13 protein-coding genes and 1 tRNA gene are annotated in these 12,214 nt (G+C 71.5%); 7 read left to right on the forward strand and 7 right to left on the reverse strand.

Features of this window, described 5'->3' with window-relative positions; translation table 11 throughout:
• Positions 1–14: 14 nt before the first annotated feature.
• Positions 15–662 (reverse strand): SGNH/GDSL hydrolase family protein, encoded by a 648-nt coding sequence (locus ACWCQM_RS34715; RefSeq protein WP_450919050.1) that lies wholly within the window; start codon positions 660–662, stop codon positions 15–17.
• 76 nt (positions 663–738) lie between these two features.
• The gene (locus ACWCQM_RS34720) at positions 739–900 is read right to left on the reverse strand and encodes a hypothetical protein (RefSeq protein WP_267079339.1); all 162 of its coding nucleotides are present in this window, start codon (positions 898–900) and stop codon (positions 739–741) included.
• Positions 901–1,062: 162 nt separating this feature from the next.
• Between ACWCQM_RS34720 and ACWCQM_RS34725 the strand changes: the two genes are divergently transcribed.
• Positions 1,063–1,135, forward strand: a tRNA-Trp gene (locus ACWCQM_RS34725).
• Positions 1,136–1,205: 70 nt separating this feature from the next.
• Here the strand turns inward: ACWCQM_RS34725 and ACWCQM_RS34730 are convergent.
• Positions 1,206–1,616, reverse strand: coding sequence for an organic hydroperoxide resistance protein (locus ACWCQM_RS34730; protein WP_267079338.1), 411 nt, complete (start codon positions 1,614–1,616; stop codon positions 1,206–1,208).
• A 111-nt stretch (positions 1,617–1,727) separates the two neighbouring features.
• On the opposite strand from ACWCQM_RS34730, the gene ACWCQM_RS34735 reads away from it, so the two are divergent.
• The 3 genes from ACWCQM_RS34735 (at position 1,728) to ACWCQM_RS34745 (ending at position 4,186) form a co-directional block, all read left to right on the forward strand.
• Positions 1,728–2,207, forward strand: coding sequence for a MarR family winged helix-turn-helix transcriptional regulator (locus ACWCQM_RS34735; RefSeq protein WP_450919051.1), 480 nt, complete (start codon positions 1,728–1,730; stop codon positions 2,205–2,207).
• A 94-nt stretch (positions 2,208–2,301) separates the two neighbouring features.
• Complete coding sequence (locus ACWCQM_RS34740; RefSeq protein WP_450919052.1) at positions 2,302–3,135, forward strand: PP2C family protein-serine/threonine phosphatase; 834 nt, start codon at positions 2,302–2,304, stop codon at positions 3,133–3,135.
• A gap of 61 nt (positions 3,136–3,196) precedes the next feature.
• Positions 3,197–4,186 (forward strand): MASE1 domain-containing protein, encoded by a 990-nt coding sequence (locus ACWCQM_RS34745; protein ID WP_450919053.1) that lies wholly within the window; start codon positions 3,197–3,199, stop codon positions 4,184–4,186.
• Positions 4,187–4,190: 4 nt separating this feature from the next.
• Here ACWCQM_RS34745 and ACWCQM_RS34750 read toward each other — a convergent pair whose 3' ends face one another.
• Positions 4,191–5,480, reverse strand: coding sequence for an FAD-binding protein (locus tag ACWCQM_RS34750; RefSeq protein ID WP_450919054.1), 1,290 nt, complete (start codon positions 5,478–5,480; stop codon positions 4,191–4,193).
• A 34-nt stretch (positions 5,481–5,514) separates the two neighbouring features.
• Complete coding sequence (locus tag ACWCQM_RS34755; RefSeq protein WP_450919055.1) at positions 5,515–6,321, reverse strand: SAM-dependent methyltransferase; 807 nt, start codon at positions 6,319–6,321, stop codon at positions 5,515–5,517.
• A gap of 313 nt (positions 6,322–6,634) precedes the next feature.
• Between ACWCQM_RS34755 and ACWCQM_RS34760 the strand changes: the two genes are divergently transcribed.
• The 3 genes from ACWCQM_RS34760 to ACWCQM_RS34770 all read left to right on the forward strand — a co-directional run bounded on the left by ACWCQM_RS34760 (position 6,635) and on the right by ACWCQM_RS34770 (position 10,606).
• Entirely contained in the window at positions 6,635–6,829 is a 195-nt protein-coding gene (locus ACWCQM_RS34760; protein WP_450919056.1) for an antitoxin, read from the forward strand.
• Between the two features lie 212 nt (positions 6,830–7,041).
• Entirely contained in the window at positions 7,042–8,634 is a 1,593-nt protein-coding gene (locus tag ACWCQM_RS34765) for a sigma-70 family RNA polymerase sigma factor (RefSeq protein ID WP_450919057.1), read from the forward strand.
• A 142-nt stretch (positions 8,635–8,776) separates the two neighbouring features.
• Positions 8,777–10,606 (forward strand): FUSC family protein, encoded by a 1,830-nt coding sequence (locus ACWCQM_RS34770; RefSeq protein ID WP_450919058.1) that lies wholly within the window; start codon positions 8,777–8,779, stop codon positions 10,604–10,606.
• A gap of 106 nt (positions 10,607–10,712) precedes the next feature.
• Here the strand turns inward: ACWCQM_RS34770 and ACWCQM_RS34775 are convergent, their stop codons facing one another.
• A complete protein-coding gene (locus tag ACWCQM_RS34775) occupies positions 10,713–11,054 on the reverse strand; it encodes a hypothetical protein (RefSeq protein WP_450919059.1) in 342 nt (113 codons plus the stop codon).
• A gap of 35 nt (positions 11,055–11,089) precedes the next feature.
• Positions 11,090–12,214 (reverse strand): cbb3-type cytochrome c oxidase subunit I (locus ACWCQM_RS34780; protein ID WP_450919060.1); only part of this gene is annotated, 1,125 nt, incomplete at its 5' end.

Here is a 12,214-nt window from a genome sequence, read left to right on the forward strand (position 1 = left end):
AGGATTCCCGTACCTCAGGAGCGGGGGCGCTCCACACCGGCGAGCGCGGCCCAGGCCTCCGCCAGGAGCCTGTGCCCGAGCGGCGTCGGGTGGACCCCGTCACCCGCGATGTGTTCGGCTCCGCCCGCGGCCCGCGCCGCCTGGTTGAGCATGCCGTCCGCCGCGAGCAGAGCGGCGTCGTACTCCTCGGCCAGCCTGCGGACCGTCTGAATCCGGGGGTCGAGGTCTTCTCGCCAGGCCCACTGTTCGTCCGTCACGGGAACGAGGAAGGGCTCGATGAGGATCAGCTGGGCGTCCAGCCCGTCCCGTACCTGCGTGAGGATCGCACGGTAGTCGTCCTCGAAGGCCTCCGGCGAGGTGACCTCACCCGAGTCGTAGCGCCGCCAGGTGTCGTTCACGCCGATCAGGACCGACACCACGTCCGGTGCGACGTCCATGGCGTCCTCGCGCCAGCGGGCCCGCAGATCGGCTACGCCGTCGCCGCCGACGCCCCGGTTGACGAACGTGATGCCGCTGCCGGGTCGCGCGGCGCGTACGAGATCGGCCGCCATGCGCGCGTAGCCGTTGCCGAGCGGTGTGTCCGGTTCGACCAGGCGGCCCACATCGGTGATGCTGTCGCCCTGGAACAGGACGGTTGCTGAGCGGTGCAGGCTGACGGTCACACGAGGCTCCGGACGGTGAGTAACCAGGGGGACGCCATGATCCTTCCCACGGGGCCCGGCTTGATCCGGCCGATCGCTAGCGGGCGCCGGCCGCGGCGTGCACCGCGCTGAAGTCGAGCGCGAGCTCCACCTCCAGCAGGGTCTCCTCGGCCACGCGGCGCACCTCGGCCGGAACGTCGCCCTGCTCCTCCACCAGGCCGGCGTAGATCGGCGCGTCGGATGTCTCTGCGGAACTCACGTGAAACTGCCTATCGATCGGTTATGCCCGCCAATCAGCGGAAACGGGAGCCGAGTGTACGCGCACGCCGGGAGCCGCCTCCAGGCGGTACGGGGCAATGACGACCGTCACGGAAAACGCGTTGCCGGGCGGCGCCCCCGGCTGTCAGTCTGCTCACACCGAGGGGGTGTAGCTCAGAGGCCAGAGCGCCGGCCTCCAAAGCCGGATGCCGCAGGTTCGACTCCTGCCGCCCTTGCAGGACCGGCTCCCCACCCGTGCGGGTGGGGAGCCGGAGTGTCCGAGTGCAGCGCGGGCCCTGAGGGGCCCTACTCGACGACGAGCTCCACGTCGATGTTGCCGCGCGTCGCCTTGGAGTAGGGGCAGTACGCGTGCGTCGCCTCGACGAGCTTCCGGCCGGTCTCCCCCTCGAGCGCCTCGGGCAGCTCGACCCGCATGACGACGGCGAGACCGAAGCCGTCGCCGTCCTTGCCGATCGAGACCTCGGCCGTGACGGCGACGTCCTTGGTGTCGATCTTCATCTGACGGCCGACCGCGCTCATGGCGCTGGCGAAACAGGCGGCGTATCCGGCGGCGAAGAGCTGCTCGGGGTTGGTGCCCTCACCGTTGCCCCCGAGGGCCGGCGGCATCGCGAGGGCGAGGTCGAGCCGGCCGTCCGAACTCACTGCCCGGCCTTCGCGGCCGTTCGCGGTGGCGGCAGCGGTGTACAGCGCGTCCATGGAATGTCCTCATCTCGTACGACGGTGACCGAGGGCCGGTCACGCCCAAAAGAATGACACACAATTCAATTGCACACAACTAAATGGCGAGCGGCAGGCTACCCTGGAGCCATGACGCCACCTCCGCCCTCCGCCCCGGGCCTCACGGACCTGCCGGACACCGAGCTGCTGCGGCTGGACCATCAGGTCTGCTTCTCCCTGCAGGCGGCCTCCCGCGCCTTCGGCGGCGTCTACCGGGAGGCGCTCAAGGACCTGGGCCTCACCTATCCGCAGTACCTGGCGATGATGGTGCTGTGGGAGCACGGCCCCCTGCCGGTCAAGTCGATCGGCGAGCTGCTGCACCTGGATTCCGGCACGCTCTCGCCGCTGCTGAAGCGGCTGGAGTCGGCAGGGCTCGTCAGACGCGAGCGGAGCGCTGAGGACGAACGTTCGGTCACCGTGCATCTCACGGATGCCGGAGCGGACCTCCGCGCGCGCGCCCTGCCCGTGCCCCGGGCGATCCTCAGGGCCACGGGCCTGTCGGTGGAGGAGATCCTCGTCCTGCAGGCGACTCTCGGGCGGCTGACCGCGTCCCTCGGACGGGCCGGCTGACCTGGCCGCCGCTCCGCCCTCCCGGTCGGCCCAGCGCTCGCAGGAGTTTCACCTCCGAAATAGGATGCAGGAAATATCCAACGCGGAGCGGCCCATGAACCGGCGTCGAACTCCCCGGTCGGCGAGCGCCGAGGACCTGCTCAGCACGTTGCAGCACCTGACTGCCCGTGCCAGGCAGGAAGTGGAGTTGCATCAGGCACGCGTCGAGCTGGCGCAGGCCCTGCAGCGGAAGATGCTGCCCGCCGCGCTCCCCGCGCTGCCGGGACTGCAGACCGCTGCTCGCTACGCGCCGGCCCGCGACGGTCTGGACATCGGGGGCGACTGGTACGACGGCTTCCTGCTGCCCGACGGCGCGCTCGGCCTCGCCATAGGTGACGTGCAGGGACACGACGTGGAGGCCGCCGCCTTCATGGGCCAGATACGCATAGCCATGCGCGCCATCGCCAGTTCGGCCGCCGATCCGGGGGAGGTGATGGGCCGCACGAACGATCTGATCCTGTCGATGGACTCCAGCCTCTTCGCGACCTGTTCGTTCCTCCGGCTCGACCCGTGGACCCGGGAGCTGCAGAGCGCCCGCGCCGGTCACGTCGCGTGCGTGTGGGCGACCACCGACGGGCGCTCGGGCATCACCGCGGACGCGGGCGGTCTCCCCCTCGGCATCGCGCTCCGCCAGCACTACCCCGTCACGCGGCGCGATCTGGGGACGAACGGCGCCTTCGTGCTGCTCACCGACGGCGTCGTCGAAGGGCCGTCCCTGTCCATCGACGACGGTATGGAGCGGGTCAGGCGCCTGGTGAGCACCCACGCCGGAGCCGACGCCGAGGAACTGGCGGACCTGGTGCTCCAGTCGGCGGTCTTCACCGGCCACGAGGACGACGCGGCCGTCCTCGTCCTGCGCCATGGGGCCATCTCCCCGGCCCCCGGATAGCGAGGCCCACGCCGCGCGTGTCACGGCGGCCTGCCCTCATGCGCGGTGTCTGATGAGATGCGTGATCCGCAGTGAGGAAAACAGACGCCGAGCCGTGACCGTCGTGCAGATGCTGGCCATCACCGCGGCCTATTTCGGGTCCGCACGACTCGGCCTGCTCAGACAGGTGTCGGTGGAGAGCGCGGTCGTCACGCCGCTCTGGCCTCCTTCCGGCATCGCCCTGGCGTCCTTCCTCTACCTGGGTGTCCGGATCTGGCCCGCGATCGCGCTGGGGGCCGTGCTCGTGGTCATGTCACTGACCGACAGCTTCACGTTCTGGAGTGCCGCCGTGGCGGCGGGCAGCACCCTGGCCCCGCTGTGCTCCTATCTCGCACTGCGCGCCGTGGGGTTCCGTGTCGAGCTGGACCGACTGCGTGACGGGGTAGTGCTGGTCTTCCTGGGAGCGATGGGCGGCATGGTCATCAGCGCCACCGCGGGGGCCGGCGTGCAGCTGCTGAGCGGGTCCCTCCCGGCGGATCAGTTCTGGCAGGTCTGGTCGGCGTGGTGGGCGGGAGACGCCATGGGCGTGCTCATGGTCACTCCGCTGCTGCTCGTCCTGCGCAAGGCGCGGATGCCCCGCCTGGACGACCGCTGGGCGGAGGCGCTGGCGCTGGCGCTCGTCGCGGTGGCGGCGACGGTCGTCGCGACCAGGAGCTCGCTGTCGATGATCTACCTCCTCTTCCCGGTACTGGTCTGGGCCGCCCTGCGGTTCCAGCTGGCCGGCAGCGCCCCGTGCGCTCTGCTGATGTCCGTCATGGCGATCATCGCCGGAACCGGCGGGGTGGGACCGTTCGAGGACCACTCGGTGCTCGAGGTGATGCTGAACCTGAGCATCCTCAACGGCTGTGTCGCGCTCACCGCACTGCTGCTGGCGGCGATCGTGACCGAGCACAACAACATCCGCCATGAGACGGAGGTGGCCTGCGAGGAGCTGGCCGCCCTCGTGGAGGAGCTCGCGCCGCGGCCGTCGTCGGGGGGCTGGTCCGACGGCCCGCGGAGCGGACTCGGCTAGCGGTTCAGTGCGTACGGGGGAAGTGGTGCGCCAGGAAGTCGTTGCGGAAGGTTCCTGTGGGGTCGAAGCGGGCGGTGAGCCCCTCGAAGTCGGCGTAGTGCGGGTACAGCTCCCGCAGGGCGCCGGGCCCGGTGGTGAAGACCTTGCCCCAGTGCGGCCTGGCGGCGAACGGGGCGAGTGCCTCCTCGATGGCCCGGAGCGCGGGCGTGACGGCCGCGGTGTCCGGTACCCAGGTGAAGTGAAAGGCCACGGAGTCCCGCCCCTGCGCCGGGCTGAGCCACAGGCCGTCTCCGGCCACGGTACGGATCTCGCCGATCTGGAGCAGCGGCGCGAACCGGTCCCTGACGCGGTCCAGGGCCTCGTAGGCCGCCACCGCGTCGTGACGGGCGACGAAGTACTCCGACTGCAGTTCGTCGCCGTTGCTCGGGGTGAATTCGAGCCGGAAGTGCGGCAGCCGTGCGTACCAGGGGCCGGGGACGCCCTGCTGCCGGGTGCAGTGCTCGGCGGCCACGCCAGGAACGGGATGCCTGGGGCCGGACGCGAGGGTCGCGCCGTGCCACTGGTCCGGGGCGGTGCGGGGCCCCTCGTCTCCGACCTTCCGCTTCAGCCAGACCTGGTCGACCGGGCCGCCGTGCCAGCCGGTGAAGAGACTCACGCTGTAGGCCTCGGACATCACCTCGTCGAACCGGGCGAGCAGCCGGTTCTGCGGAAAGGCCTCGTACACCCACTGCTGGACGTCGAACGCGGGCACGAGGTCCAGGGTGAGGCGGGTCACCACGCCCAGGGCGCCCAGGGAGACCACCGCACCGTCGAAGTCCGGCTCGCCCCGACGCAGGGTCACCAGGGCGCCGTCGGCGGTGACGAGCTCCAGTGCCCGGACCGCACCGGCCAGTGAGCGGTTGCCGACACCCGAACCGTGGGTGCCGGTGGCGCAGGCTCCGGCCACCGAGATGTGCGGCAGTGAGCCCATGTTGTGCAGCGCGAAGCCGGCACGGTGCAGCGCGTCCGTCAGCTCGCCGAAGCGCAGACCGGCACTGACCGTCGCCGTCCGGGCTTCCCGGTCGATCTCGATGGACCGGGGCAGGCCCGCGACGGATATGAGGGAGCCGCTGGTGTCGGCGACGGTGTTGAAGGAGTGGCCGGTGCCCAGCGCCCGTACGGCCGTCCCTGCCGCCACGAGGTCCTGGAGCTCGGCGACCGAGGCGGGTGTGTGCAGCTGCTTCGCGCCGAAGGTGATGTTGCCGGCCCAGTTCGTCCGGCGGGCGGAAGGGGCGTGCGCGGAATGGTCGATCATGTCTCCGGAGCTTACGCTCCGCCGGGCCGCTGCCTCAGGGCTTGCGGCCCACACCGCCGACCGCGTGGCTGGGCTGTGTGCCCTGGCCGCTCCGGCCGGGCTCCGGGCGCCAGTCCGACAGGGTGACCACGCCCGGCTCGACCGGCTCCAGGCCGTCGAGGAACGTCGCGATCCTCTCAGGACTCCGCAGGTGGTACGAGCCGGCCGACCTCGCGTTGTACGCCTCGATCGCGCGGTTCAGCGAGTCGCTGGTGTCCGTGCCGTCGGCCAGAGCCAGATAACTCCCGGGCGGGAGCGCCGCGATCAGCCGGGTGACCAGGGCCCACGGGTCCTCCTCATCGGGCAGCTGTCCCATGATGCCGAGCAGGGTGAGGCCGACGGGCCGGTCGAAGTCGAGGGTCCGGGCGGCCTCCGCGAGGATACGGCCGGTGTCGCGCACATCGGCGTCGATGTACGCGCAGGCGCCCTGCGGGGTGCTGGTGAGCAGCGCGCGGGCGTGTGTCAGGACGAGCGGGTCGTTGTCGACGTAGACGATCCGGGACTCCGGCGCCGTCCGCTGGGCGACCTCGTGGGTGTTGTCGGCCGTGGGGAGTCCGGTGCCGATGTCGAGGAACTGGCGGATTCCGGCCTCGGCGGCCAGGAAACGCACCGCGCGGGCGAGGAAAGCACGCTGGTCACGTGCGATGCCCGCGATGCCGGGGAAGGCCGTGAGGATCATCTGGCCCGCCTCGACATCGGCGGGGTAGTTGTCCTTGCCGCCGAGCAGGTAGTTCCAGACGCGCGCGGAGTGCGGGACGTCCGTGCGCAGCCGGTCCTGCGACGGCTGTGGCTGATCACTCATGTCGGGAGCCTCACACGCCCCGTGCCCGCGACGCCGGTGGGGGCTCGCGGGCGTCAGGAGCTTCAGTAGGGCAGGGGTCGCCCGGACGGGGTTCTCAGGTCGAGCGGGGGCGGCCCCGTGGGGGGCTGCGGTCGGCGGACGATCCGGATGCGGCCCACGGCCACCACCTCCCTGGTCATCCGGTATCTGCCCAGCCAGCCGCTGTTCACACGTCGGGGACCCCGCGGACCGCTCGGCGTCCCGCGGGGATGCGGACCGGGCGATGTGCGGTGACCCTTGATGGGCGGGGGAAGCCGAGCGAGGAGGATCTGCCATGTCCGCGCTGGACAAGATCAAGAAGATGCTCAAGGGCCACGAGGACCAGGCCGGGAAGGGCGTCGACAAGGCCGGTGACATGGTCGACGACCGGACCCAGGGCAAGTACGGCAAGCACGTCGACACCGGCCAGGACAAGCTCAAGCAGCAGCTCGGCGCGGACCGCGACCGGGACAACCCGCCTCACGCCTGACCCGGGGCGCCGGCCCTTCGCGCGGCGCTCTCCTGCCGGTGCGCCGGAGCTGGCGGCGGTCCGTGCGACCGTCGTCGGCTCCGGCGTCCGGTGTGTTCGGATCCGGGACCGGATATCGAGCACCTGACCGGATTCCTGTTATTGTCCCCGCCGCACAGCGTCTCCCGAGTGTGGGAAGTGACGGAACAGGACCCCGGAAGAGTGAGCACAGCATGGGCGAGGCACGCGAGACGGCGTTGATCAAGGCCGCGCAGAAGGGCGACCCCGAGGCGCAGGACCGGCTCGTGGCGTCCTACCTGCCGCTGGTCTACAACATCGTCGGACGCGCGCTGAACGGCCACGCCGACGTCGACGACGTGGTTCAGGAGAGCGTGCTGCGCATGCTCCGCGGCCTGCCCTCACTGCGGACGCCGAAGAGCTTCCGGTCGTGGTTCGTGGCCATCACCATGAACGAGATACGCGGGCACCTGCGCGAGCGGCGGACCGGGGAGATATCGGCGGACCCGATGGCGGTCGCGTACGACGTCGTCGATCCGGCGGCCGACTTCGTGGAGCTGACCATCGTCCGGCTCGGACTGACGGGTCAGCGCCGCGAAGCGGCAGAGGCCACCCGGTGGCTGGACGACGACGACCGTGAGCTGGTCTCGCTGTGGTGGCTGGAGACTGCGGGGCAGCTGTCCCGGGCGGAGGTGGCGAGCGCCCTCGACCTCTCACCGCAGCACACCGCGGTGCGCGTCCAGCGGATGAAGGAGCGGCTGGAGGCCGCCCGGGTGGTGGTACGTGCCCTGGCGGCGGAGCCACGGTGTGTCCTGCTCGCCGATCTGACGGGCGGGTGGGACGGGATGCCGTCCGCGCTCTGGCGCAAGCGTCTGGTCCGCCACGCCCGGGACTGCACGGTGTGCGCGGGGCACCGGTCGGGTCTGGTCCCGGCGGAGGGACTGCTGGTGGGGCTCGCACTCGTCCCCGTGGCCGCGTCCGCCTGGGGCCCCGTGACGGAGACGGCGGATCTCCTGCCTGCCGCCCACCTGCCCGCCGACGGCGTGTCCGCTCACGGACGTGCCGCGCGCCGGCGGGACAGCGCCCGGCGGCGGCGCCGCACCACGGTCGTCGCCGGACTGGTCGCGGTCGCGGCCCTGGGAGGCGGCGGGACCGCCGTACACCTCTACACGGACGACGCGGGCGAGGACCCGGCGACGGCGATCACCCCGCTGGAGGGTCCCTCCGCACCGGTGACCACGCCGTCGTCCCCGTCGGCATCGCCCACCCCCTCCCCCACTCCCTCGTCCGCCTCGCCCTCGCCGTCGCGGACCGCTTCTCCGTCCCCGTCCAGGAGCAGGACCGCCTCCGCGACTCCCGAGAAGGCTCCGGCACCGCGCACCCCGTCCCCGAAACCGCCCGCCGCGCCGAAGCCCTCGTCGGCCCCGTCGGTGGCCGAGCAGGTCATCGCCCTGGTCAACACCGAGCGGGCGAAGGAGGGCTGCGGGTCGGTGAGCGCCAACAGCCTGCTGACGACGGCCGCCTCCCGTCATTCCGCCGACATGGTGGCGCGGGACTATTTTTCGCACACCTCGCCGGACGGCACGGACCCCGGTGCGCGTATCACCGCAGCCGGCTACCGGTGGAGCACGTACGGCGAGAACATCGCGAAGGGCCAGCAGACGGCCGCCGCGGTGATGGACTCCTGGATGAACAGTTCCGGCCACCGGGCGAACATCCTCAACTGCGCCTTCAAGGAGATCGGCGTGGGCAAGGAGGACTCGTCGGGCGGTCCCGTGTGGACGCAGGTGTTCGGCGCCGCGCTGTGACTCCTGGGCTCCTGCCGCCGTGTCACATGCCGGAAACGCGCGCTTAGCACCCGCTCCACCCGGGGGAGTTACGCTGGGTCCGCGCCCAGGCCGACGGCGTCCGCCGGCGATACGTCGCTATCCCCTCGCGGACAGGAGCCCGGTGTCCCCTTCTGCTCTCGCCACCCGCCTTCCCCCGTGGCTCGGCCACGTGCTGCGAGCCCAGCGCGGACCGGTCCCCTGGAACGCGGTGCTGCGCGGGGCCCTCGCCGCCCTACCGCTGCTCGTGTCCGTGCTGGCCGAGCGGCCTACCGCCGGGGTCCCTGCCGCGCTCGGTGCCATGCTCGCCGGGATCAACGACCGGCCCGGAAGCCGCCGTGCCTCGGTCACCCGCCTGGGAGTTCCGGCACTGGCGGGCTCGGCCGGTCTGCTGCTCGGCACGGTGATCGCCTCGGCGGTGGGGGGCGGTCGGTCCCTGGTTGTCCTGCCGCTCCTGTTCGGGCTGCTGGGTCTGGTCGCCGGCGCGGTCAGCTCCACGGGGCCCGTGGCCTCGGCGTGCGGCACGCAGGTGATGGTCGCGGTCGTGATCGGGGCCGGCATGCCGCTCCCCGAGCCCGGCCCGGTGCGCGCCCTGCTCTTCCTGGCCGGGGCAGGCTGGCTGCTCCTGCTTCGACTGGTTCTGCCGTCCAACAGCGGTACGGGCGGCGGCCCGTACCGGCTGGACGGGGAACGGCAGGCGGTCGCGGCGGTGTACGAGGCGGTGGCCCGGCTCCTGCGCGCGACCGGTGGCCCGCACGCCCGCGCCGAGCGCGCGGCCCTGAGCGCCGCGCTCGACCAGGCGCAGGACGCGCTGGCCGGGCCGAGGCTGCGGCGCCGGGCGAGCTCCGGGGCCGAGCGCCGGCTGCACGCGCAGTACGCGGCGGCGTTCCCGCTCGCGGAGGCCGCGACCGCACTGGCCTGGGCCGGTGAGCCGCTGCCCGCCCGGGTCGCGGAGGGCCCCGGAAGGCTGGCGGACGCGGTGCGCACGGGCGGTCCCTGCGGGCCGCTGCCGGCTCCGGCGCGTACGGACGCCGGGCTGCGGGCTCTGGACGACGCGCTGCTGCGGGCCGCTTCGGTCTTCGACCGCCCGTCCGGGGCGCCTCAGGGCGCGCGGAAAGGGGGCTCACCCGTCTCCGTGCTCCGGCGTGCGTGGAGCCCCGCGGGACGTGAGTACGGACTGCGGGTCGCGCTGTGCTGTGCGACGAGTACGGTCGTGGCGCAGTGGCTGCACCACGACCACTGGTACTGGCTGCCCGCCACCACCGTGTTCCTCGTCAAGCCCGATCTCGGGCCGCTCCTGTCGCGGGTGCTGTGCCGTGCGGTGGGTACCGTCGTGGGCGCCGCGGTGTTCGGTCTCCTGGCGCTGACGGTGTCCGGGCCGTGGCCGCTGTTCGCCGCGGTGACGCTCTGCGGCGCGCTTCTTCCGGTCGCCACGCGTCACTTCGCGGTGCAGACGGCGGTGGTCACCGTGCTGGTGCTGTCGCTGGTCATGCTGGGCGGTGAGCCTCCGGCGTCCTGGCGGCGTGTGGTGGAGTCGCTCCTCGCCTGTGCGACGGTGCTGCTCGTCGGGCACCTCCCGCTGCCCGGGCGGCGCGGGAACACCGTGCGGGCCGCTCTCGACACGGCGGTGGACGCGGCCCACCGGTATCTGGGGCATGTCCTGAACGCCCCCCAGGACCACACCGGGCGGGGGGCGCTGCGCCGCGAGGCCTACCGTTCGCTGGCGGCCGCTCGTACGGCGATCGACCTGTCCGCGGCCGAACTCCCTGCGGTGGCCCGGCACTCCGCGGGTTCCGACGGCGTCGCCGGCGCCCTGGAGCGGCTCATCGACACCACGACGGCGTGCGCAGTCCAGCTGGACCACCGCGCGGCGCAACTGCCCCCGGGGCACGCGGAACTGCTCGCGGCGCAGCTGTTCGAGCTCGACCGGGCGTGGGCGGTGCCCGCGCGCTGATGCCGGCGCGCACGTAGAGGGTGCGGCGCCTGTACGCGGATCCGCACGGCATCCGTACGGCCGTCGGGCGCCCCGCTGATGGTTGCGGGGCGCCCGACGGCCGTGGTCAGCGGCTGATGAGTGTCAGCGCGGCGCAGGTGCCGCCCGTGATGCCCACGGCGAGGACGGACATCGCCACGCAGCGGGCCCTGAGCCGGTCGTAGCGGGCGGTGTACTCACCCCGGAGCTCCGTGGCACGGCCTGCGATCCTCGTCAGCGTCTCCCTGCACACGGCCACCCTGTCCGTGACGTAGACCCGCTCGACGTCCTCACGCTGCGCGGTGGTGAGCCAGGGCAGCGCCTCGGTGAAGAGCCGGGCCTCGCGGCGGGCCTGTTCGACCTCGGCGTTCCAGAGCAGATAGCCCTCCACCTGGGCGAGGCCCCGGGCGCTCTCCTTGTCCGGCTTCACCGGCTCCTCCTCTCCTCGGTCCGGTGCCCCGGCTCCTAGGCCTGCTTGTCCCCGGGGGCCACGGTGGCGGACTCATGGGGGCGGTTCGCCGCTTCCTCGAGTGCGCGGATCGAGGGGTAGTGCAGGTCGAACGCCGGTGATTCGGAGCGGATGCGCGGGAGCGTCAGGAAGTTGTGCCGGGGCGGCGGGCAGGACGTGGCCCATTCGAGGGAGCGACCGTAGCCCCACGGGTCGTCGACCGTGATCATCCTTCCGTACTTGGCGGTCTTCCAGACGTTGTAGAGGAACGGCAGCATCGACAGCCCGAGCACGAACGAGGAGATCGTCGAGATCGTGTTCAGCAGGGTGAAACCGTCGGCGGCGAGGTAGTCCGCGTAACGACGCGGCATTCCTTCGGCTCCGAGCCAGTGCTGTACCAGGAACGTTCCGTGGAATCCGAGGAACAGCGACCAGAAGGTCATCTTCCCGAGCCGCTCGTCCAGCATCTTGCCGGTGAACTTCGGCCACCAGAAGTGGAATCCGGCGAACATCGCGAACACCACGGTGCCGAAGACGACGTAGTGGAAGTGCGCGACCACGAAGTACGAGTCGGACACGTGGAAGTCCAGCGGCGGCGAGGCCAGGAGCACACCGGTCAGTCCTCCGAAGAGGAAGGTGACCAGGAATCCGACCGACCAGAGCATGGGTGTTTCCAGGGACAGCGAGCCCTTCCACATCGTGCCGATCCAGTTGAAGAACTTCACACCGGTGGGCACCGCGATGAGGAATGTCATGAAGGAGAAGAACGGCAGCAGCACACCGCCGGTCACATACATGTGATGTGCCCATACCGTGGCCGAGAGGCCGGCGATGGCGATCGTCGCGGCGATCAGGCCGATATAGCCGAAGATGGGCTTGCGGCTGAACACCGGGATGATCTCGGAGACGATTCCGAAGAACGGCAGCGCGATGATGTACACCTCTGGATGGCCGAAGAACCAGAAGAGGTGCTGCCACAGCAGTGCGCCGCCATTGGCCGCGTCGAAGATGTGCGCACCGAATTTGCGGTCCGCCTCCAGCGCGAGCAGCGCGGCGGCCAGCACCGGGAAGGCCAGCAGGACCAGGACACCGGTCAGCAGGACGTTCCAGGTGAAGATCGGCATGCGGAACATCGTCATGCC

Source organism: Streptomyces sp. NPDC002125, assembly GCF_053593715.1.

Bases quoted from the DNA above. Each gene is read 5' to 3' on its own strand.
- ACWCQM_RS34730 (WP_267079338.1), bottom strand. From the start codon at position 1,616: ATGGACGCGCTGTACACCGCTGCCGCCACCGCGAACGGCCGCGAAGGC.
- ACWCQM_RS34735 (WP_450919051.1), top strand. From the start codon at position 1,728: ATGACGCCACCTCCGCCCTCCGCCCCGGGCCTCACGGACCTGCCGGAC.
- ACWCQM_RS34740 (WP_450919052.1), top strand. From the start codon at position 2,302: ATGAACCGGCGTCGAACTCCCCGGTCGGCGAGCGCCGAGGACCTGCTC.
- ACWCQM_RS34750 (WP_450919054.1), bottom strand. From the start codon at position 5,480: ATGATCGACCATTCCGCGCACGCCCCTTCCGCCCGCCGGACGAACTGG.
- ACWCQM_RS34755 (WP_450919055.1), bottom strand. From the start codon at position 6,321: ATGAGTGATCAGCCACAGCCGTCGCAGGACCGGCTGCGCACGGACGTC.
- ACWCQM_RS34760 (WP_450919056.1), top strand. From the start codon at position 6,635: ATGTCCGCGCTGGACAAGATCAAGAAGATGCTCAAGGGCCACGAGGAC.
- ACWCQM_RS34765 (WP_450919057.1), top strand. From the start codon at position 7,042: ATGGGCGAGGCACGCGAGACGGCGTTGATCAAGGCCGCGCAGAAGGGC.